Annotated in this window: 22 protein-coding genes; 13 read left to right on the plus strand and 9 right to left on the minus strand. The window is 34.1% G+C overall.

What is annotated here, in order from left to right:
• Positions 1-2: 2 nt before the first annotated feature.
• The 3 genes from SD960_RS19030 to SD960_RS19040 form a co-directional block, all read right to left on the minus strand.
• On the minus strand, positions 3-1,016 hold the full coding sequence (locus SD960_RS19030; RefSeq protein WP_318805336.1) for a chemotaxis protein CheB: 1,014 nt from the start codon (positions 1,014-1,016) through the stop codon (positions 3-5).
• Between the two features lie 101 nt (positions 1,017-1,117).
• The gene (locus tag SD960_RS19035) at positions 1,118-2,287 is read right to left on the minus strand and encodes a zinc-dependent alcohol dehydrogenase (RefSeq protein ID WP_318805337.1); all 1,170 of its coding nucleotides are present in this window, start codon (positions 2,285-2,287) and stop codon (positions 1,118-1,120) included.
• Positions 2,288-2,801: 514 nt separating this feature from the next.
• Positions 2,802-3,086 carry a hypothetical protein gene (locus tag SD960_RS19040; RefSeq protein ID WP_318805338.1) on the minus strand — a complete coding sequence of 95 codons (285 nt, stop codon included), beginning with the start codon at positions 3,084-3,086 and terminating at the stop codon, positions 2,802-2,804.
• A 225-nt stretch (positions 3,087-3,311) separates the two neighbouring features.
• Here SD960_RS19040 and SD960_RS19045 point away from each other — a divergent pair, with 225 nt between their 5' ends.
• The 6 genes from SD960_RS19045 to SD960_RS19070 are packed head-to-tail and all read left to right on the plus strand — an operon-like array spanning position 3,312 to position 8,313.
• On the plus strand, positions 3,312-4,451 hold the full coding sequence (locus SD960_RS19045) for a glycosyltransferase (protein WP_318805339.1): 1,140 nt from the start codon (positions 3,312-3,314) through the stop codon (positions 4,449-4,451).
• Positions 4,448-5,587, plus strand: a complete 1,140-nt coding sequence (gene glf, locus SD960_RS19050; RefSeq protein WP_318805340.1) for a UDP-galactopyranose mutase — start codon at positions 4,448-4,450, stop codon at positions 5,585-5,587. Before SD960_RS19045 ends, glf begins: the two co-directional genes overlap by 4 nt.
• Positions 5,588-6,733, plus strand: a complete 1,146-nt coding sequence (locus tag SD960_RS19055; RefSeq protein ID WP_318805341.1) for a hypothetical protein — start codon at positions 5,588-5,590, stop codon at positions 6,731-6,733.
• 16 nt (positions 6,734-6,749) lie between these two features.
• Positions 6,750-7,190 (plus strand): adenylyltransferase/cytidyltransferase family protein, encoded by a 441-nt coding sequence (locus SD960_RS19060; RefSeq protein ID WP_318805342.1) that lies wholly within the window; start codon positions 6,750-6,752, stop codon positions 7,188-7,190.
• A gap of 2 nt (positions 7,191-7,192) precedes the next feature.
• The gene (locus SD960_RS19065; protein ID WP_318805343.1) at positions 7,193-7,801 is read left to right on the plus strand and encodes an SET domain-containing protein; all 609 of its coding nucleotides are present in this window, start codon (positions 7,193-7,195) and stop codon (positions 7,799-7,801) included.
• Between the two features lie 35 nt (positions 7,802-7,836).
• The gene (locus SD960_RS19070; protein WP_318805344.1) at positions 7,837-8,313 is read left to right on the plus strand and encodes a CinA family protein; all 477 of its coding nucleotides are present in this window, start codon (positions 7,837-7,839) and stop codon (positions 8,311-8,313) included.
• 73 nt (positions 8,314-8,386) lie between these two features.
• On the opposite strand, the gene SD960_RS19075 is transcribed toward SD960_RS19070, so the two are convergent.
• Positions 8,387-8,995, minus strand: a complete 609-nt coding sequence (locus SD960_RS19075) for a ferritin-like domain-containing protein (RefSeq protein WP_318805345.1) — start codon at positions 8,993-8,995, stop codon at positions 8,387-8,389.
• 231 nt (positions 8,996-9,226) lie between these two features.
• On the opposite strand from SD960_RS19075, the gene SD960_RS19080 reads away from it, so the two are divergent.
• The 4 genes from SD960_RS19080 to SD960_RS19095 all read left to right on the plus strand — a co-directional run bounded on the left by SD960_RS19080 (position 9,227) and on the right by SD960_RS19095 (position 12,525).
• Positions 9,227-9,598 (plus strand): STAS/SEC14 domain-containing protein, encoded by a 372-nt coding sequence (locus SD960_RS19080; RefSeq protein ID WP_318805346.1) that lies wholly within the window; start codon positions 9,227-9,229, stop codon positions 9,596-9,598.
• Positions 9,599-9,609: 11 nt separating this feature from the next.
• On the plus strand, positions 9,610-10,326 hold the full coding sequence (locus tag SD960_RS19085) for a DUF2071 domain-containing protein (protein WP_318805347.1): 717 nt from the start codon (positions 9,610-9,612) through the stop codon (positions 10,324-10,326).
• 104 nt (positions 10,327-10,430) lie between these two features.
• Entirely contained in the window at positions 10,431-10,904 is a 474-nt protein-coding gene (locus SD960_RS19090; protein ID WP_318805348.1) for a hypothetical protein, read from the plus strand.
• Between the two features lie 220 nt (positions 10,905-11,124).
• Complete coding sequence (locus SD960_RS19095; protein ID WP_318805349.1) at positions 11,125-12,525, plus strand: MFS transporter; 1,401 nt, start codon at positions 11,125-11,127, stop codon at positions 12,523-12,525.
• A 192-nt stretch (positions 12,526-12,717) separates the two neighbouring features.
• Here SD960_RS19095 and SD960_RS19100 read toward each other — a convergent pair whose 3' ends face one another.
• Positions 12,718-13,560, minus strand: coding sequence for an alpha/beta fold hydrolase (locus tag SD960_RS19100; RefSeq protein ID WP_318805350.1), 843 nt, complete (start codon positions 13,558-13,560; stop codon positions 12,718-12,720).
• Positions 13,561-13,821: 261 nt separating this feature from the next.
• Between SD960_RS19100 and SD960_RS19105 the strand changes: the two genes are divergently transcribed.
• Positions 13,822-14,499, plus strand: coding sequence for a YceI family protein (locus SD960_RS19105; RefSeq protein ID WP_318805351.1), 678 nt, complete (start codon positions 13,822-13,824; stop codon positions 14,497-14,499).
• 78 nt (positions 14,500-14,577) lie between these two features.
• On the opposite strand, the gene SD960_RS19110 is transcribed toward SD960_RS19105, so the two are convergent.
• Positions 14,578-15,138, minus strand: coding sequence for an NAD(P)H-dependent oxidoreductase (locus SD960_RS19110; protein WP_318805352.1), 561 nt, complete (start codon positions 15,136-15,138; stop codon positions 14,578-14,580).
• Positions 15,139-15,477: 339 nt separating this feature from the next.
• Between SD960_RS19110 and SD960_RS19115 the strand changes: the two genes are divergently transcribed.
• Together SD960_RS19115 and SD960_RS19120 are read left to right on the plus strand one after the other, a co-directional pair.
• Positions 15,478-18,792 (plus strand): TonB-dependent receptor, encoded by a 3,315-nt coding sequence (locus SD960_RS19115; RefSeq protein ID WP_318805353.1) that lies wholly within the window; start codon positions 15,478-15,480, stop codon positions 18,790-18,792.
• Between the two features lie 272 nt (positions 18,793-19,064).
• Positions 19,065-19,541: a hypothetical protein gene (locus SD960_RS19120; RefSeq protein ID WP_318805354.1), complete on the plus strand. Its 477-nt coding sequence runs from the start codon at positions 19,065-19,067 to the stop codon at positions 19,539-19,541.
• Positions 19,542-19,610: 69 nt separating this feature from the next.
• On the opposite strand, the gene SD960_RS19125 is transcribed toward SD960_RS19120, so the two are convergent.
• From SD960_RS19125 to SD960_RS19135, 3 genes are all read right to left on the minus strand, one after another.
• Positions 19,611-21,005, minus strand: a complete 1,395-nt coding sequence (locus SD960_RS19125; protein ID WP_318805355.1) for an aldehyde dehydrogenase family protein — start codon at positions 21,003-21,005, stop codon at positions 19,611-19,613.
• A gap of 102 nt (positions 21,006-21,107) precedes the next feature.
• The gene (locus SD960_RS19130; RefSeq protein WP_318805356.1) at positions 21,108-21,413 is read right to left on the minus strand and encodes a putative quinol monooxygenase; all 306 of its coding nucleotides are present in this window, start codon (positions 21,411-21,413) and stop codon (positions 21,108-21,110) included.
• Positions 21,414-21,496: 83 nt separating this feature from the next.
• Positions 21,497-22,177 (minus strand): type 1 glutamine amidotransferase domain-containing protein, encoded by a 681-nt coding sequence (locus SD960_RS19135; protein WP_318805357.1) that lies wholly within the window; start codon positions 22,175-22,177, stop codon positions 21,497-21,499.
• Positions 22,178-22,372: the final 195 nt, after the last annotated feature.

Here is a 22,372-nt window from a genome sequence, read left to right on the forward strand (position 1 = left end):
TGTTATGCACTTTTTGTATCATCCATATTATCAGACAATTTTACTATTAGCGACTTTAAACGCTTTATGTGTTCTGAAATTTCATCAATTCTTTTATTGAGAGAAAAAATAGTCGAATTATCAGTACTGCCATTTTTTCTTGAAGCTAATAATTGCAACATATTTCGCTTTTCTTCCAGCATTCTGATAGAAACCCAAATAGATTCTTCTATTTTTAAATCCTGTACTTCCTGTAATAGTTTTTCAGTATAAACATGGCCGGTGTAACATCTGTATCGATGTGTTGGATCATTTTTTACGGCCCACAATCCACCACCACAATCCGGGCAGACAAAATCACTTTGTTCCGCAATTTTTTTAAGTTGATTAATATCACTCATGAGCTTTTCTGTTATATCAGCCTCAACTTTTAATTCGTCCGGAATCGCAATTTTTGGAGGAAGCGGTTTACTTAATATATTTTGAATAAGAATTGGCATTTGTTCCAGATCTGCCGTATGATCAACCTCTATTTTTTTTATCACGTTGAGCGGCATATCTGCATATTCCGCTTCCGAAGGATTTTGCACAATACAGCGTCCGCCACAGGCTTTAATGGCATACATGCCAGAAGTACCGTCATCCAGCATACCCGTGAGTACAATACCAATAACTTTGTTACCGAGATGCACGGCTGCAGAACGAAAAAGAGCATCAATCGAAGGGCGATGTCTGTTTTCTTCAGGTCCTTGATTTAAAAGCATCACTCCGTCATTTACCAACAAATGATTTTCGGGTGGTGCGAGATAAATATTTCCTTCCTGAATATTCATTTTATCCAAAGCTACGTAACATTTTAAAGTAGTATTCCGCTGAAAAATTTCGACAATATTACTCGCGCTGGATTTTCTTGATACATGCAGTACAATCATAATAGCTGCATCAAGTTGTTTTGGCAATCCTTCAATAACTTTTACTATTGCCTTGATACCTCCGGCAGAGGCGCCAATAACAATAAGATTTTTTACTTGACTCATTCTTTTACTTTTTTATTCTAAAACAATTTCAATTCATGTTTAATTAAAATGAAATTCTAAATAAACATTTTGGCTTATTTAGAATTTCATTTCAACAGACATTACTGCCAGGGATCAAGAACAACTTTGACACAGCCGTCTTCCCGTTTTTTAAAAATATCATACGCATGAGAAATCTCTGAAAGCGGTAATCGATGCGTAATAATATCATTTAGTTTGACTTTTCCCTGAACTACATATTCTAAAAGTTTGTCGATATATTTGTGCGCAGGTGCTTGTCCTCCTTTCAAAATAATTCCTTTATCAAAAAACTGACCCAAAGGGAAATTATCATAATTTACAGGATACACTCCTAATACAGAAACAATTCCGCTTCGTCTCACTGCACTCATACAGGCTTCTAAAACCTTAGTTGATCCTTTTTCAAAATTTACCGTGGCTTTTACACGATCTGCAAAATTACGATCAGGCTCAAAGCCAACAGCATCGATACAAACATCGGCTCCGCGTCCTTGCGTCAGCGCGCGAATTTGCTCTACTACATCTTTGGGTCCATCTTCCCAAAGAATTGTAATGCAATCTGTTGTAGCTTTTGCCTTGTCTAGTCTAAATTGCAGCGTATCTACAATAATTACTTGTGCTGCACCACGAAGCCAGGCACTTTTCGCAGCCATAAGCCCAACAGGACCTGAACCAAAAATGGCAATGGTTTCTCCGCCTTTTACTTCTCCCCAGTCAATTCCTGTATAACCAGTTGGAAAAATATCTGTTAGAAAAAGTACTTCTTCATCTGTCAGATTATCGGGAACTATTCTTGGTCCGTAATTCGCATATGGAACTCTAACATATTGCGCCTGGCCTCCGTCGTATCCGCCATAAAGATCGGTGTAACCAAAAAGGGCCCCGCCTTTTTCTGTAAGTATACCTCCTTCCGGGCCATAATGTTCCGGATTACTATGTTCACAATTTCCCGGAACATCATGATTGCAAAAAAAACAATTTCCGCACGCAATAGGAAAAGGAACCACCACACGATCACCTCTTTTAAGATCTGTTACGGCAGATCCTGTTTCTTCGACAATCCCCATAAACTCATGTCCAAGTACCATTGGTCTTGGCTGGGGAAGTCCGCCCGAATAAATATGAAGATCCGAGCCACATATAGCTGTCGAAGTAACCCTTAAAATAATATCATCTTTCTCTTTTAACTTGGGATCATCTACTGTGTCGTATTTTACAGATCCCGGTCCGTGAATAACTGCCGCTTTCATATTTGCTATTTTTGAATTAATAAAACCTAATTAACTACAATTAAACAACTTACATTTACATCATTAACTATAATTCTTACATATAAAGCATAAAAACCAAAAAGCTTAAAACAAACTTTAATAAAAAAGAAACTTATAATTATATAAATATTGAATTTAATTCTATAAAATGAAGCTATTCCATCGTGATAAATTTGGATTATAACATTTATAAAACTGATGTACTCCCTTGTTGTCAATTTTGTTTTTTATGTTGATACTTAATGATTTTTGACGATTATTATTCGCAGGATTGATGACTGGGGAGTACATTTTATAAAATATAATTCTGATTTTTTTATTTAGTTAAAAACTGTTTAGTTTTAGTATATTTTTTCTAAACAATTTTAAAAAAAGCCTGTAAATTCAATTTACAGGCTTTTTTGGTATAATCTATTCTTTGTGCTTCTATAGTATAATAACAAAAAACCTGTAATGAGATTATTACAGGTTTTTCTATTTTTCTCCATTCTTATTATCGTCTTGGAGCGGTTGTGGTATCTGTGGCTGTTCCGGAACTTCCTGGTTGTGTAGTTCCTGCTGCACCAGAACCGGTGGTACTGGTTGCACCTGTTGTACCATTTGTTCCGGAATTTGTTGTTGTAGTATCAGTTGTTGTTCCTGTAGTGTCTACCGTTGTTTGAGTTGTATCTGTTGCATTGTAATTGTCTGCCGGAGCAGTTTCATTTTTTTTGCAGGCAAATGCAAGTCCGGCAACCATAATCAGCAATGCCGCTTTGGATCTCAATAGTGTTTTCATAATAACAATTTTTATAGTTCATAATTTTTAAAAATAAAACTCCGAATAAATACACACTTACATAATTACCAAAAAAGATTATACCGTAAACACCTGTAAATTATATAAAGACCTCACTTTTATTTGTAAGAAATTAACCCAACCCACAAATACATTTGTAAACATATCAAGGCTTTAGCTCTTTATATGATCCTTTAAAACAAATTACTTTAATCACTATATACCATGATAAACAACTTAAAAAATGCCCGAAAAAACAGTAATCCAAAAACAGATTCACTCAAAAGCGACATCCCTCAATATTACGATATGATCGTGTTTTGTCATTTAAGATGGCAATTTGTTTACCAGCGTCCACAACATATTATTAGCAGGTTGTCATCAAATATGAAAATTTTATTTATTGAAGAACCAATATATCATAATTCTGATGACAGCACTGGAAATTTACTGTTTATCAGCAACACATTGCATGTTTTACAGCCTCATGTAAAAGACATTGAATCTATTATAGATATTATTCCTGAATATGTAAAAAATAAAACAATTCCGGTAGGATGGTTTTACTCGCCATCATTTTCTCCTTTAATAGAACAAATGAATTTTGAAACTATAGTGTATGATTGTATGGATGAACTCTCTTTGTTTAAAGGCGCTCCCGCTCATCTTATCAATCAGGAAAAATATCTGATGGCTCATGCCGATATTGTTTTTACCGGCGGAAAATCTTTATATGAATCTAAAAAACAACTGCATACCAATGTACATTGTTTTCCAAGTTCTGTAGATCAGGAACATTTTGCAAAGGCTTTAAACGGAATTTCGATCGCGCCGGATATCGCATGTCTGCAAACGCCAATTGTAGGTTATTATGGTGTTATCGACGAGCGTATTGATTTAGAATTACTGCACGAATCGGCCAAAAAACTCCCAAATGTTTCTTTTGTAATGATTGGTCCTTTGGCGAAAATCGACAAAGCTGATCTTCCCAAAGAAAGCAACATTCATTATTTGGGAATGAAATCTTATAATGAACTTCCTCATTACCTAAAGGCTTTTGACATTGCAATGATGCCATTTGCGCTAAATGATGCAACAAAATATATAAGCCCCACCAAAACTTTAGAATATATGGCGGCGGGAAAACCAATTGTTTCAACCAAAATTATAGATGTTGTAAGGGATTATAATTTATGCATAAGTCTGGTTGAAACGGCAGATGATTTTTGCGAAGCCATAAAATTTTTGTTTGATAAAACAGACAGACAATCTATGGAACTGGAATATTATAAAATCCTGAAAAAAACGTCGTGGAATTCAACGGCAGAAAAAATGGAATCTATCATTAAAAAATTTGCAAAATGAAACAAATAGACATTTTAATTATAGGCGCAGGAATTTCCGGTGCTGTACTTGCCGAACGGTATGCTTCTATTGGAAAAAAAGTTTTAATTATCGAGAAACGCGACCATATTGCAGGAAATTGTTATGATTACAAGGATGAAAATGGCATTTTGGTTTCTAAATATGGTGCGCATTTATTTCATACTAATGAAGAAGAAGTATGGAATTATGTCAACCGATTCTCTGACTGGTATCCGTGGGAACATAAAGTAATTGCCAGAGTTGAAGGTAAAACCGTGCCGATTCCTGTAAATATTACCACCATAAACAAGCTGTTTGGCACTTCTATTTCTAATGAAGAGGAAATGAAAATCTGGCTTGAAGAACATCGTTCGCCAATTGCAAAACCTTCAAATGGTGAAGAAGCAGTTTTAAGTCGCGTGGGACCTTTTTTGTATGAAAAAATGTTTAAACATTACACCAAAAAGCAATGGGATAAATATCCATCCCAATTAGATGCTTCTGTTTTAGACCGAATTCCGGTTAGGACCAATTTTGACGATCGTTATTTTTCTGATACTTATCAGGCATTGCCAAAAGGCGGTTACACACAATTATTTGAAAAAATGCTGGATCATCCTAATATCGAAGTTTTATTAGAAACAGATTATTTTGATGTAAAAGATCAGTATACCAATTATGAAAAACTTTTTTATACGGGACCTGTAGATCGCTTTTTTGAATTTAAACACAGTCTGCTGGAAAAACTGGAATATCGTTCGATCAACTTTGTAAGTGAAACAATTGATGCCGAATTCTTTCAGGAAAATTCTGTGGTAAATTATCCGGGAACTGAAGTTGATTTTACACGAATCATCGAATACAAGCATTTTGGAAACCAAAAATCGGAGAAAACTACTATTGTAAAAGAATTTACTGTAGATGAAGGAGAACCTTATTATCCGGTTCCGAATCCTCGAAATCAGGAAATTTATGCGCGTTATAAAGAAGAAGCTGACAAACTAATTGATGTTCACTTTGTGGGAAGACTCGCTAATTACAAATATTTTAATATGGATCAGGCTTTTAAAAACGCACTGGATCTTTTTACTGAATTAGAAAAAGAAAACAAACTCACTTATAAAACAGCTGTTTAGATGGAACCATTTACTACTTTTTTTATGGGAGGTTACGAATGTGCGGATCATATAAATCGTTCTGGCGAAAGAGTTAATCTCTTAAAAGAAACACAGCATGATATTCGCTTTTTTGATGATTATGAAGCTTTGGCCGACATTGGAATCAAAACCGTTCGCGAAGGTATTTGCTGGAGTTTAGTTGAAACTTCACCCGGCAAATTTGATTTCTCTACTGTTCTCAACAGAATGCAGGCCGCAGAAAGATTCGGGATTCAGCAAATTTGGGATTTGATTCATTTTGGCTATCCTGATGGAATTTATCCTACTCATCCTCATTTCTGTGACCGTTTTATAAAACTATGCGAAGCTTTTACGCTGTTTTATAAGGAATATTCAAAACAGCCTTTATTGGTTGTGCCCATAAACGAAATTAGTTTTTTGGCCTGGCATTCAGGTGACGTGAGAGGAACAGTACCTTTTGCGGTAAATAGCGGCTGGGATATTAAATACCATTTGTGCAAAGCTGCAATTTTAGGCATAAAAAAAATTAAAAATATCAATCCTGAAAGCTGCATTATTTTGGTTGAACCATTGGTAAAAATTCATTCTTCGAACAGCGATGATGTAAATTTTGCAATTGATTTGAATGAAAACCAGTTTCAGGCAATGGATATTATTGCCGGCAGGATGTGTCCTGAACTTGGCGGTTCTGAAGAATTTCTGGAGATTTTGGGATTCAATTATTATTGGAATTGCCAATGGAAAGTTAGCGGAGAGCCACTTGACTGGCCGGACAAAGAACAAAGAAGAATTCCGTTTTCAGAATTATTGCTGCTGGCCTATAACAGGTATCAAAAACCAATATTTGTTTCAGAAACCGGACATTTTGGTTCTGGACGTGTTGAATGGGTAGAAGAGATAACGGAAGAATGTTTATTAGCCAAAAAAAGGGGTGTCGATTTAAGAGGAATCTGCATTTATCCTGTAACAGACCGACCGGATTGGGATGATTTAACGAAGTACTGTGACTGTGGCATTTGGGATCTCGACGAAAACAGAAATCGAATTCCGCACCAGCCTTACATTGATGCTTTAATAAAAGCACAACCAAAATTTAAGAAAAACTTTTTCAATCAATTTATTGATTTTTTAAATAATGTTTAATCAAAAAATATTTAAAATGGAATTAACGAAAAAAATAACCGGAATTACATTTAGTGCCTTTGATTTATTGCATGCAGGTCATGCTAAAATGCTCGAAGAGGCAAAATTACATTGTGACCATTTAATTGTGGGCCTGCAAACTGACCCAACAATTGACAGACCTGAGAAAAACAAACCCACGCAATCTGTCGTAGAAAGATATATACAGCTTAAAGCCTGCAAATTTGTAGATGAAATTGTTCCATATGCTACAGAGCAGGATCTTCAGGATATTCTTCAGTCATTTGCTATTGATGTTCGAATTATTGGGGACGAATATAAAGACACCAATTTTACAGGTCGTGAATATTGTGAAAAAGCCAATATAAAACTGGTTTTTAACAAACGCAACCACCGTTTTTCGAGCAGCGGGCTAAGAAGAGAAGTATACGAACGTGAATGTTTAAAATTGGTATAATTATGATACATCCAGATACAGAAGTACGCTTTATAAGCAAAGAAAAAGGATATGGTGTTGTGGCAACAAAACTAATTCCGAGAGGTACAATTACCTGGGTTCAGGACGATCTTGATCAGGTTTTTACCAAAGATCAGGTTACAAATATGAATCCGTTTATAAAAAAACATCTTGACACTTACTCTTTTACCAATAAAAACGGCGAAATGGTTTTATGCTGGGATAACGGAAAATTTGTCAATCATAGTTTTAAACCAAGCTGTTTTAGTACGCCTTATGATTTTGAAATTGCAATACGGGATATTCATCCGGGTGAAGAACTTACAGACGATTATGGTTATTTGAATGTTGAAAAACCATTTCATGTTATTGATGAAGATACCGTTAGAAAAACCGTTTATCCTGATGATATCCTTACTTTTCATGAAGAGTGGGATGCCTTAATCAGAGAAAATGTTCCTGAAGTACTAAAAGTTGAGCAATCGTTACGGGCACTTATTCCTGAAAAAACCTGGGATGAGTTTTTAACCGCTGTTTATCATCCCAATTTAATGAGATCAATACTTGAATGTCATTACCAACATGATGTTTCTGTAAAAAGTGCTTCTTAGTTTTATATTAATTTTTACAAACTAAAGTTTATCTTATGCCTTCAGAAAATGTTATAAAATGCAGTAAACTCATAGCCGCAAAAGGATGGAATATTGCTTTTGCAGAAAGTGCAACCGCAGGAAGAATGGCTGCGGAATTTTCTATGACTAAGGAATCAGGCCAAATATTGCGTGGCGGAATTGTATGTTATGAAGTATTTGTAAAGGAACAGATTCTAAATGTTCCTCACAGTATGATTGAAAAATGTACTCCGGAATCTGCAGAAGTAACCCAAATCTTAGCACAACAAGCTTCAAAAATATTCAATTCGAAAATTACGGCAGCTATAACCGGACTTACTACTCCCGGAGGAAGTGAAACCAAACAAAAACCCGTTGGAACTATTTTCTTTCACATTATAACTCCTGACAAAAAAATTAAGCACAAGCAAATATTTTTGGGTTCACCCGAAGAAATTGTCCTGCAGGCAATCGATAAAACCGCTGCCCTTATTGCGGAAAGTCTTTTCTAGTTTGATAAATAAAAAAACCTGTAATCTCTTAAAAAAGGTTACAGGTTTTTCTACTATAAAGTACACATGATGCTTATTCTTCTTCGTCTTGCGCATTTTCTTCGTCTGATGCTTCAAAATTGATGTTGTTGTAGGCAACTTCGGTTAAAAGCATGTCTGCTTCTTTTTCTTCGTCGAGGGTTTGCTGCAATAATTCTAGTGCATCATCTTCGCCCAAAGTCTGAGCAAAAGCAGCAAGTGTACCGTAAGTAGCAATTTCGTAATGTTCAATTTTTTGCGACGCACCAATAATTCCGGCATCGCGTACCGGACCTTGCTGAGTTTCCTGCATGATGCTTTCGCCTTCTTTAATTAATCCTTCCATTGCTTCGCATTTTTTGGCAGTTGCTTTTTCTCCAATAGACTCAAAAACCTGCTCCAATCGGCTTACTTGTTCTTCTGTAACAGTAATATGATCGTTAATAGTGTTTATAAGATTTTCAGAGGTAGCATTTTTGGCCATTTTTGGTAATGCTTTTGTCAAAGCTTTTTCTGCCCAGTAAATATCCTTAAGCGAATCTACAAATAATTCTCTCAAGCCTTCTGCTGCAGAAGATTTTGCTTTTACAGCTCTTCCTCGTGATTGTGTTCTGGTACTTTTAGTTTTAGTATCAGATGTACTAGTGTTTTTTGTCGTTTTCATAAATATATTTTTTTATAATTTATACTTTTTCAAAAATATATTTTGCACACTATCAGATTTTTACAAAATTATAATTCCGTTTTATAAAATTAGCACACTTCTTTGGTAGTATGTAGACATTGTATAAGTGACTGGTGCAATGTTGTAAAAATATAAGAAATAACTGTTATAATTTTGAGTAACAGGCATTATCAAAATGGCCTAAGATTTATTTATTTAAATTTTTTCTTTATGATACAAATATTAGACGCACCAGAAAATGTTGTTGCTTTTAGAGCTTTAGGCGAAGTAACAAAAGACGATTACCAAAGTATTATGGCACCTGCTGTAGAAAAATTGGTTGAGCGAATTAATGAAATCAACTTTTTGTTTTTAATCGATACTGACCTCGAAAATTTTACCGCTGCAGCATGGATGCAGGATGCAATGATTGGTTTAAAAAATTTGGGAAAATGGAACAGAGCCGCAATTGTTACTGATTCTGAAAGGGCAATTACTTTTACAAATGGTTTTAGCTACGTTGTTCCGGGAGAATTTAGAGGATACAAAAAAGAATCCTATCAAGAGGCCATGAACTGGGTTCAGGGCAATGACAAACAATAAATTATCTGAACATGGATGCAGATCAAATACTTTCTGATACCTCTAATAGATACTATCCGCTTCCGAAAAGAAAATGGAAATATTATCAGGAATGGCATGATACGCTTTTTTTTCATTGGAAAGTTCCGTCTGTTCAATTAGCAAAACATCTCCCGGACGGAATGGAACTTGATACATTTGATGATACTGCGTGGGTTTCGCTAGTTGCTTTTGAAGTAAAAAATATGACAATGCGAAATTTACCGGTATTGCCTTATATCTCGCATTTTCATGAAATCAACATTCGAACTTATGTTATTAAAGACGGAATTCCAGGAATTTATCTGTTTTCAATTGAAACTGATAAACTCATTGAAGTATTATTTTCGCGTCTTTTCATCGGACTTCCGTATAAAAAATCAGAAATTATCAGAACCAAAAAATCTTTGTTATCAGAAAATACCATTTCAAATTCATACTCAAATATTGAATATGAAAAATCAAATGTTCCATTAGAAAAAACAGAGCTTGATATTTGGTTAACCGAAAGACATGCCTTGTACGATGATTGTAATAGGTCTTTATGCAGATTTGATATACATCATAAAGAATGGAAACTGGAAAACCTAAACGCAAAAATTAATAAAATAAAATACAACGCAGGACACTATGGTTTAACTGTTTATCCGGATAAAATACAATATGCTGAAAAAATTGATGTTGTTTTATGGGGAAAAAAAACAGCTTAAACATTAATAACCTGTAAATTATATAATTACTGACACCTGTTTTTGTAAAATATTGATTTTAATGACTTTTATTTTAGTAATACTATAAACTTAAACTTAATATTATGAATAATTCAACCCAAAAAGACAAACAATATGAGGAGGAAGAAAGAAATACTCCCTTATATAATTCGGCAATGAATGATGAAAATCAGGGTTCGGATCCACGATTTAACGATTTGCAGGGCAGTCGTGAAAACGAGAGCGATTTTGAGAATGATGATGTAAATAATGACCTTGATAGGGATTATGATGAAAATCGAAGCGATGAAGGCAGCTTTGATCCTATTGACGAAGATGATCTTGAAGGAAACTCTGAGACTCTTCAAAACAGAGATAGTATTTTTGATCAGAATGATTCTTCTAAAAATGATATTTTAAAAAGAGATAATATACACGAAAATGATGATATTGATCCCTATTTTCAAAAGAATAGCAGTATTGCCAAGGATTTAGATGAAGAACTAAAAGATAACCCCGACAAAAATAAAAGAGATGAATATAGCATAAATAAGCCGGGTACTAAAGGAAATGAGTAGTAATAGAAAAAATATTATTCATTTCAAGGTTCTTTACTAATTCAAACTTTAAACAAAAGATATCAATTATGGTATCTTTTGTTATTTAGTTAAGGATTAAAAGCAATTTAATTCTAAAAGCAATTATTAAGATATGTTTCGTAATTTTATAAAGCTGATGAATTAAATCAGGCTTTAAGAACTATAGTTTAAATTATTTCAGGCAAAAAACAGAAAATCTATGAGCGTTATTATTGATAAAGAAGCAACTAAGAAAATATTGCCTGTTATTCTGGCAACTTCCATTTTTATGCAAATGCTTGATTCTACAATTCTTAATACTTCTATAACTGCTATTGCCAAAGATTTGCATGAATCGCCGCTGGAAATGCAAAATGCTATTATTAGTTATGTATTAACGTTGGCACTTTTTATGCCAGTAAGCGGTTTTTTGTCGGACAAATTTGGAACCAGGAAAATATTTATTTTTGCTTTAGTACTTTTTAGCCTTGGCTCTTTGTTTTGTGCCCTTTCTCAAAACTTAATGCATTTAGTTTTTGCCCGTGTTATTCAGGGTATTGGAGGAAGTTTAATGACACCTGTAGGGAAACTGGCGCTTATTAGAACATTTCCAAAAAATGAATTATTACAGGCAATGAATTTTGCTATTATTCCAGCTTTAATTGGACCCGTTTTAGGTCCGTTGATTGGAGGCTATATGGTCGATTATTTATCCTGGCACTGGATTTTCTTAATTAATATTCCCTTTGGTATTATTGGTATTATTTTAAGTTTAAAATACATGCCTGATTACAAATCTCCCATAATTGACTTTGATTTAAAAGGCTTTCTGATTTTTGCAGCCGCTTCACTCCTATTGTCAATTTCTTTAGAATTGTTTGGCAATACTGTTCGTTTATCTCCGGTTTTAGTTGTTTTAATGGCAGGGTTTTTAATGCTGTATTGGTATTATCGTCATGCCGCAAAAGATAATAATCCTATTTTTCCCTTAAACTTATTTCAGGTACGAACCTTTCGTGTGGGTATTGTAGGTAATTTAGCAACGCGTCTGGGTTTTAGTTCTATTCCTTTGCTATTGCCTATGATGATCCAGATTGCTTATGGTCAGTCGGCAGTAACCTCAGGATGGATTGTGGCACCTATGGCACTTACTGCGATGTTTGGAAAATCGGCAGTAATTAAAATTCTAAATACTTTTGGATATCGTAAAACTTTAATGGTCAACACTTTTATTATTGGTATATTAATTTGCGCTCTGGCTATTCCGTCAATTCATACTTCTATTTATTGGTACATTCCGATTATTTCTGTTTTGGGTTTCTTTAACTCCATACAATTTACTTCGATGAATTCTATTTCTATTGCCGATTTAAGGGTTTATCACACAAGCAGTGGTAATTCATTGGTTTCTGTAAATCAGCAATTAGCCATTGGTTTTGGTATTGCTTTCGGATTATTGGTACTCAAAATTTTTCAGGGAGATGTAAAACTCATTCATAACGAGATTCATAATGCCTTTCGCTACACCTTTCTGGTTGTTGGTTCTTTGACCATTCTATCCGGTTTAGTTTTTAGAAGGCTACATTCAAAAGACGGTGACAATTTAAAATCTACTGTTTAAATTTAGTATTTAGTCCAAATTTTAAAAACCGAATAATTTCATCATACAACTGATAACGGCTTTTTTCAAGGTGCATAACGTGAGTTCCTTTTTCGATAACCACATATTTTTTATAAGCGGCATTTTCCAGAGACGAAAATAATTTTCCAGCATCGATATTGTCAGGATATTGATCCCATTCACCCCGAATTACTAAAACAGCAGCTTTATATTGGCCGGGTCATAATATGATTTTCCGTGTAATAAATCTTCCACATCCTGCGATGGGCCTGCGGGAAAACGAATACTATCAGATTTAAATTTTACAACTAATGGATCAGATTTTAGCCAATTATCTCCCCAAACATTAAAAACTTCAGCCGCTAATTGACATTCTTTTTCTGATGGGGTTAAATTTTTCATTGAATTTATTCTTTCATCGGGCGTCATAGTTTCAAAAGAATATTCTATTTTTTGAGGTTTAGAAGCATCTTCCCTTTGGGTAATAGCTGCAAACAAAACCAGCTTAGCAACTTTATCGGGAAATTGTGAAGCATATAAAGCCGCTACAGATCCTCCCCAGGAATGGCCTACTAAATATACTTTTGTTTTTCCTGTTTTCTTTATAATAAAATTAACTGCTTTATCTACATCTTTATAAACATTCACCGCTTTTCCAACAGGTTTACTATTTACTAAATTTGTTTCCATTTCCTTATATCGGTCCGAATTTCCGTAACCTAAAAAATCTAGCGCATATACTTCATAACCACTGTCTGACATGCTATCAAGCATTGAATAATTATTCATTTTAAAACCAAAAGACAATGCAGACGGAAATGAAGAACCATGCAAAAACAGAATCGCATAATCGTCTAAAGGGACCTTTGGCTCTTGGTGAGTTATGCCAATTTTTAATCCCGAAACATGGCTTTCTATCTTGAGTACTTGTAAATCATTCATCTTTTTATTTTTAAAATTTTCACTATTATTCTGGGCATTGATTAAGCTTGTCAATAATACCAAAGCAAGGGTTGTAATTCTATTATTTTTCATCCTGTTCTTTTATGAATGCAAAGTTTAAGAATCATTACTAACAACACTTCATTTTATACTTAACTATGGGTGTAAGTTTGATGAAAAAGAAAAAATATCAGAATTGTTATTGAGCATAAAAACCTCGGTGTTCAAAGCCGAAAAACGTGATTAATATTTTGATTCAAAAAAATAAACTGACTCAATAGAAAATAATGAGAAAATTTCCATAATTTAACTCTCTCAATATTTAAAATCAATAAATAATTAAACAGATAAGAAATGAAAAAATTAAGCGTACTTACATTAGCAGCGGTTACTTTATTTTTAGCGTCATGCGGAAAAAAATCTTCTAACGAATCAACAACAGCTGCAGAACAAGAGGTTGCAGAAAAAAAAGGCGAAGTTTTAGCGGTAAATTTAGAGACCTCTAAAGTAGACTGGAAAGCCTTTCATAAAGGAGGTTTTGCTCCTCGTTGGGGAACTCTTAGCCTTACATCGGGAGAAATTTCAGTTGAAGGCGGAGAACTTACAGCAGGTGATTTTGTTATAGATATGAAGTCTATTAAAGTAGATCCGGCATCTGTAACAGAAAAAGACAAAAAATATTCTGAATTGGAGGCTCACTTAAAAGGTGCAGATTTTTTTGATGTAGAGAAAAATTCAACGGCTACTTTTAAAATCACAAAAGTTGCGGCATTAGATCCTGCTGCTAAAGATGCAATTGAAGGCGCTAATAAAACAGTAAGCGGTAATCTTACCTTAAAAGGAAAAGCAGTAAATGTTACTTTCCCGGCAAAAGTTACTGTTGCAGAAGGAAGTGCATCAATTCAGGCTAAATTTACTGTTAACCGTACAGACTGGGATATCAAATTTGGAGCTTCTGAAGCTGATCCTGCAGAATGGATGATCAGTAAAGATATTGAGATTGGTATTGATGTAAACGCAGCAAAAAAATAACAACAGATCATTATCCTTGATACAAAAAGCCCTTCTTAAAATACAGAAGGGCTTTTTAATTTTAAATTAATTTCACCATTATTGACTGGAATTTTTGTTAAACCAGACAATATAGGCATCAACCGCTTTTTGAAGAAACTCCTTAATTTCTTCTTTCTGAATATTCCCTTGTTCATCAAAAAGTTCATTTACTTTGGTAAGATAAACTTCAGGCTGCTGCATAACAGGCACATTCAGAAAAACCAAACTTTGTCTTAAATGATGATTAGCACCAAAGCCAGAAATACTACCTGGTGAATTGCTAAAAACGGCTCCCGGTTTACCGTCCCAGACACTTTTCCCGTAAGGGCGCGAACCCACGTCCAATGCATTTTTTAAAACTGCGGGAACGGATCTATTGTATTCTGGTGTTATAAAAATAGCACCATCAATTGCTTTTACATCATTTCTAAAAATAGTGTAGGATTCCGGCACTTGATTTTCATCATCAAAATCCTGATTATAAAGCGGCAAATCACCCAGAGAAATTATTTTAAACTCAAATCCTGCAGGTGCCATTGCTGCAACCGCTTTAGCTATTTTTCTTGAAAATGATTCTTTACGCAAACTTCCTGCGAAAAGTCCAATTACTTTGTTCATAATTATACGTTTTTAATTATAGTTACCACAGCTTTTGCAGTATAGTATTCTTTAAATAACTATTAATTGATTACTAATCTTTGGTTATATAATAAAGTTAATCAAAAAAGCAGACTGGTCTAAATAAAGAACTCATAAAATTGACGTAAAATTCTTAAGATTATAAATCTAAAACATCTTATTTTTTTATTAAAAATCAATACATATCTCCTAAAATCCCTTTATTCCTACAAAAATCATTCACTACCCAAACCACTACATTTTGTTAATATTGAGTTAACACCAGGCGCCTTCAATCTCCTAATTTTGCCAAAAAATTAAACCAATATAAAACATTAGATGAAAAAAATTATTTTTATTTTAATTATTTTACTCTCGACTTTAGGTCATGCTCAAGTTACGAGTTCTGCCATGTCTGGGATTGTTAGATCAAATAAGGGAGAAGCTCTTCCTGGGGCAACAGTAGAAATTGTTCATAAACCAACAGGAACAAAATACTTCTCGACTTCTGATTTTGATGGTGGATACGCGACACAAGGTTTGAGACCAGGAGGTCCTTACACAGTTAAAGTAACTTATATTGGTTACAAAACAACAGAAATAACAGACATTAATGTCGGTTTAGGTAATAACCTGACTATAAACATTACTATTGATGAAGAACAAAATGCGCTTCAGGAAGTTGTGGTTTCTACAAAATCAAAAGGAAATTTTAATAAAGGAAGAACTGGTGCTTCGCAACAGTTTTCAAATAGAGAAATAGCTGCGGTTCCGGTATTAGGAGCTCGTTCAATTAATTCTGTTACAAAATACAATGCTAATGCCGGTGCTAACGGAACATTTGGCGGACAGGATTCAAGATTAAATAATTTTACTATTGACGGTTCTGTATTTAACAATGGATTTGGTCTTGGATCAGATTCACAAGCCGGAGGCAGAACAGGTTCGACTGCAATTTCATTGGATGCAATTGAACAGTTACAAGTAAACATTGCTCCGTATGACATTCGTCAATCTGGGTTTTTAGGTTCAGGAATTAATGCCGTAACAAGAAGTGGAACAAACGAAATTGAAGGATCTGTTTATACTTCGACGAGAAATAATAAAAAAGATTTTATCGGTACTCACGCCGGAGATGTTACAATTAAACCCGGTAAATTTGAAGAAACGATCTGGGGAGCTCGTATTGGAGCGCCAATTATCAAAGATAAATTATTCTTTTTTGGAAATTTTGAAACTATCGATAATGTAAGTCCTGCAACAAACTGGACATCTACAGGTTCTCCACAACCAAGTGGTCAGGTTTCTCTTCCTACCTATACTGAAATGCAGACTCTTTCTAACTTTATGAAAGATAAGTTTGGGTATGATACCGGTGCATGGGAAAACTATGATTCATCAAAAGAATCAAAGAAATTCTTAACGAGAATTGACTGGAATATCAATGACAATCATAAACTTACTGCTCGTTATGTGTTCCATAATTCATCTTCGGATCAGTTAACTTCTAACTCAAATTCATTAGGTTTTGGTAACAGAACTAATAGTGCATTAGCAATGTCATTCAAAAATAGTGGTTATACAATTTTAGATAACACAAGATCTATTGTATTAGAATTGAATAGTAAATTAAGTAATTCATGGTACAATAACTTTATTGGAGGTTATGACAAACAAATTGAAGACAGAGGTTTAATTGGTGGTGGTTTATTCCCAACAATTGATATTAAACAAGGTACTGCAACTTATATTTCGGTTGGTTTAGATCCTTTTACTCAAGGTAACAAACTATCTTACTCAACATTACACTTTACAGATAATTTGACTAAAACTATTGGAAAACACTCCTTAGTATTGGGTGCAAACTTTGAATATTTCAAATCCAGTAACTTGTTTTTCTCAGGATCAAACGGAGTTTACGTTTTTAACTCTTTAAATGATTTTTATGCTTCTGCAAATGAATCTCTTGCAAATGGCGGTGCACCATCAACCACAATTAGTACTATGCCTAATAAAGTTCAATTTAAATATTCTGCTTTACCTGGAGGTGCTGAACCAATGCAAATACTAAAATCTAACAAATTAGATTTATATGCTCAGGATGAAATGAAATTGAGCGACAAATTTAAATTAACTGTTGGTTTAAGAGCTTCAAGAATATGGTATGCTGATACAGCATTAGAAAACCCAACAGTTACTGCTATGACTTTTGCTGATGGTGAAAAATTCAATACTAGTTCAATGCCGGATGCAGCAATCTTATTTGAACCCAGAGTTGGTTTCAACCTTGACTTAAATGGTGATGCTTCAACAATTGTTCGAGGAGGTTCAGGAGTATTTACTGGTAGATCTCCAGGTGTATATTTATCAAACCAAATTGGAAACAACGGTGTTCTTACTGGTGTTGTAGATGTTAGTGGTGCTGATGTATATACAAAGGGATATGGTTTTACAGCTAATCCAGCACAATATTTTACTCCACCTACACCTACATCTCCATCAACTTATGACTTGTCATTTAATAAGAAAAACTTCAAATCTCCTCAGGTTTGGAAAACTACAATGGCAGTTGATCAAAAACTTCCTTTTGGATTCACAGGTACTGTTGAAGGTATTCTTCAAAAAAATATTAATGCGATCACTTATTACAATGCTAACTTTGATGCTCCGGTTGGAACATTTAGCGGTACCGACAACAGACCAAGATATTCTCGTAATGATAACGGAACACGTGTAAACGATAATGTTTCAAACGGTATCGTTTTAGCAAACTCTGATGAAGGATATTTTTATTCTACAACATTTAAATTAGAATATCCTTATCAAAGAGGACTTTGGGGATCATTCGCCTACACACACTCTAACGCAACAGATTTAATGTCGCCGGGTTCAGTAGCATCTGGTTCATGGACAAGTGCAAGATCTGTAAATGGAAATAATGATTTGGATGTTTCTAATTCAAACAACAATACACCAAATCGTTTAGTTGGAGTTATTGGTTACAGAATTGAATATGGTAAAGGTCTTGGGGGCGCAACTTCTATTAACTTAGGTTATATTGGAGAACAAGCTAGTCCATTTACTTATACTTATAGTGGAGATATGAATGGAGACAGAATTAGTGGTAATGATTTACTTTATGTACCAAACAGCGCAAGTGAACTTACGTTTGCTCCTCTTGTAGTATCCAGTACAGTAAATAATGTTACAACTTCAAGAACTTACTCACAAGATGAGCAAAGAGCTGCGTTTGATGCTTACATCAATCAGGATAAATATTTACGTTCAAGAAGAGGTCAATATGCTCAAAGAAATGAATCTACCTTACCAATGTTGCACAGATTAGATTTATCTATCTCTCAGGACATATACATCAAAATAGCCGGTAAAAAGAACACTTTTCAATTTAGAGCTGATATCCTGAACTTTACAAACATGGTAAATAAGGATTGGGGATTATCACAAAGAGCAACAAATCCAAATGTTTTAGCTTATTCTAATACAACAGCTGCAAATGTGCCTATCTATACTCTTGCTACACAAACAGATCCTAATGGAAACAGATATTTAATTAAAGATACTTTCCAAAAGAACTCTTCAACATCTGATGTTTGGCAAGCACAATTTACACTTAGGTACATATTTGGCAACTAAAATATTTTTTACAAATAAAATAGAACCAAAATAATTATTAAACGACATTGACTTTTAGTTAATGTCGTTTTTTATTGGAAAGAATTAAAAAATTTGATTTCCATCTTCCCTCTACCGCTTCAAGAGCATCTTTTATAGAAAGCATTGCTTTAGTGCATCAACCTTTTGAGATCGTATCGTTAATTACCTAAATCCTGCAATATCCAAATACGATTATATAACAAGAGATTTTAAAAAAAGAATTAAATTTAGACTTACTTAAAAATACAATTATGAAAAATTATTTAATTCTTTTACTATCAATTCTCGTTTTTTCATGTCAACAAAAAGAAACCAAGGAAACTGCTGTTGAAACCTCAGACACTATTTTCGCGAAAAAAAATAAGGAGGAGAAAAAAGAAGAGAACAAACAAATAGACGATACTATTTTTATGAATTTTGCGAATGACAAAGGCTTGTACACAGCTGAAGGCTCTTTAGATTCTATTCATCCTAAAATATATGTCAAATTTAAAAATGAAGATTTAGGCGAATTGAATGCAAAGATCATTCCGTCTACCGGCAAAGGAAACATTCGTTTCAACCAAATTATTTTTCCCGATAAATCGTCAGATGGTCCGTTTGGAATGGATTTAAAAATTCAACTTAAACAAAAAGGAAATCATATCCTTGTAATTGGACATTCGCAAATGGCGGATAATCCTTTTTGGGGTAAATTTGAAGTACAGCTTGAAAATAAAAAAGAATAATCTAAAAAAAGTCCTAATGATAATTAGGACTTTTTTATGGCTAAATTTAAAAGCTATTTTTCTGCAACCTTATATAGATTTACTTTTAAACACGGTTAATTTTTCTCTCATCATATCATTTATAGTATTTGAAATGCCACCCATTCCAAGACCCGATGCATCTCTGCCTCCAAAGGGCATCCAATCTACTCTAAAGGCAGTATTATCATTAATCATAACTGCGGTAGCGTTTAGTTTTTTGGCCGTACTCAAAGCAATATCAATATTCTTTGTAAAAACCGCTGCCTGAAAATGAACATCCAAAGCGTTGGCTTTATTTATTGCTTCTTCCCTATCTGTAAAAGGATAAATACAAACAACAGGGCCAAAAATCTCGTTAGTCGATACTTTAGAATCTTCTGAAGGATTCAACAGAATTGTCGGTTCAAAACAAGTATCTGAAATTCTTTTTCCTCCCGTAATTAATTTAGCGCCATTTTCAATAGCCTCATTAACCCATTCCTCAATGCGGTTAACTTCTTTTGGAGTTATAAGCGATCCGACATCTGTAGTTTCCTTAAACGGATTTCCAACAATTAATTTATTAGTTGCCTGCGAAAACTGTTCAATAAAACGATCACAAATTTCCTCATTTACATAAATTTTCTGAACCGAAACACAAACCTGGCCTGCATGATAAAATCCTCCTTTTACCAAATCAGGAATCATTTCGTTAAAATCAGCATCGCTCTCCACAATTACAGGAGCAGCCCCACCATGTTCTAAGGCACATCTCGTTCCCGGCGGCAATTTGCTTTTTAGGGACCAGCCTACTTTTGCTGAACCTATAAAAGAGAAAAAACCAACTCTTGGATCTGTAACCAATAATTCTGCTGTTTCATTATCACATAACACCACTTGCAGCCATCCTTCGGGCAAACCGGCTTCTTTTAAAATATCGGCCAATGCAAGACCAGATAAGGGTGTATTACTTGATGGCTTAAATATAACAGGACAACCGGCTGCAACGGCAGTCGCAATTTGATGTACCGCTAAATTTAATGGGTGATTGAATGCACTAACTGCGACAACAACACCAATCGGGTCTTTCGATGTAAAAGCAATTCTGTTTAAAGAAGCTTCAGTAAGCCCCATTGGGATTTGTTCTCCTCTTATTTGAGATATATGTTCTGCTGCTAATTTTACACCTTTGATGGCTCTAACTATTTCCGCTTTTGAATCTTTATAGGGTTTTCCGCCTTCGCTTATTGCCAAATGAATCAATTCCTCACTTCTTTCACTCATTATCGAAGCTGCTTTTTCTAAAATTTCAATTCTTTTAAAAGCCGGAATCCAGTTTGATTCATCCTTAAATAAATCCTGAGCAGTATTTAATATAGTGTCGATTTCATTTTTACTTATCAGTGGTAACTCTTTTACAAGGCTTTGATCATATGGGAATATTATTTTTGTGGTGTTTTCCATAATTATTTTTTTAAGGCATAAACTCTTTGAAGCGGTTCATGATATGTACTTTAAATTTAATCAAATTATCAATGAAGACAACTACTTAATCCTCAATTTGAGTTAAAATTTTAAAAGCGTTGTTAAAAAAATCTCTCTGTTTTCTAATAAAGGAACAATTTTACCTATAACCAAATCTTGAAAATAAGATGAATTTCTGTGTGCTGTCACAGCTTCTTCATTAATATATCCTTCAAATAATATAAGTGTATTTTTATCTGTATTGCTTTGATGAATTTTATAAAACAAATTGCCTTCTTCTTTGATGCTTTCGTCATGCACTGCTTTTAGTAAATGCAAGACGTTTTCAATCTGACCTTCTTTTACTTTCCATGTAGCAAAAACATGAACTGGGTTTTGATTTTCCATTTTGATTTTTTTATATTATAATATTTATTTTAAATTGTATGAACCTTCTTTTTTTCTGAAGAAGATCCATACAATTAGTTTCCTTATTTTTTAGGCGATTCTAAAATGACAATCATTTTTTCCGCTACTCCTTTTGCCGAAGCAGGATTTTGTCCCGTAACCAGATTACCATCAGCAATACTGTGAGCTGACCAAACTGCAGCTGCGTGAAATTTTGCTCCTTGTTTGCTTAATGCTGTTTCTAACAAAAATGGTACATCTGCGATAGCATAACCTCGTTCTTCTTCATCTGTAAAAGATGTTATGTTTTTACCATTTACAAGATAAGATCCATTGCTTAATTTCACATTTAATAAGGATACCGGACCGTGACAAACAGCACCAACAACTGCATTTCGTTCGTAGGTTTCTTTAATTACTTTTTTAAGAAGTTCATTTTCCGGCATATCAACCATCGGTGCTAATCCGCCCGGTACAAAAACGGCATCGTATTTACTAACATCGACAGTTGATAATTTAACAGCCTTCTGCATATTTTCCCATCCTTTTCCTGTTAGAAAAATAAGATTATCAGGATCATTTGCCAAATTTAGTGCATCTAAATATGGAGTATCTCCCGTTAGGCTGGCAAAATCTATTTGATAATTTGCTCTGTCAAATTCAGCATAAGGGTGTGCTACTTCAGGAAGAAATGTTCCTGTTCTTCTGTTGTTTGGTCCAATTGCATTGGCATTAGACACAATAATTAAAATTCTCTTTTTCATTGTGGATTCTTTTTTAGGTGTTGCTGTTTGTTTTACTGATGTGTTTTCCTTTTTACTTTGTGCATTCGAAGAAAAAAAGGCAATTGGGATCAACTCATATTGTTGTGGGGAAATATTAAAATGACGATTTTTGTATTTTAAAATTAAGTAGAAATGCAGGATTCTTTTATCGACCTTCTCAAGTTATTATTACCA

The sequence above is a fragment of the Flavobacterium sp. MMLR14_040 genome (assembly GCF_033657265.1).
GTDB lineage: Bacteria > Bacteroidota > Bacteroidia > Flavobacteriales > Flavobacteriaceae > Flavobacterium.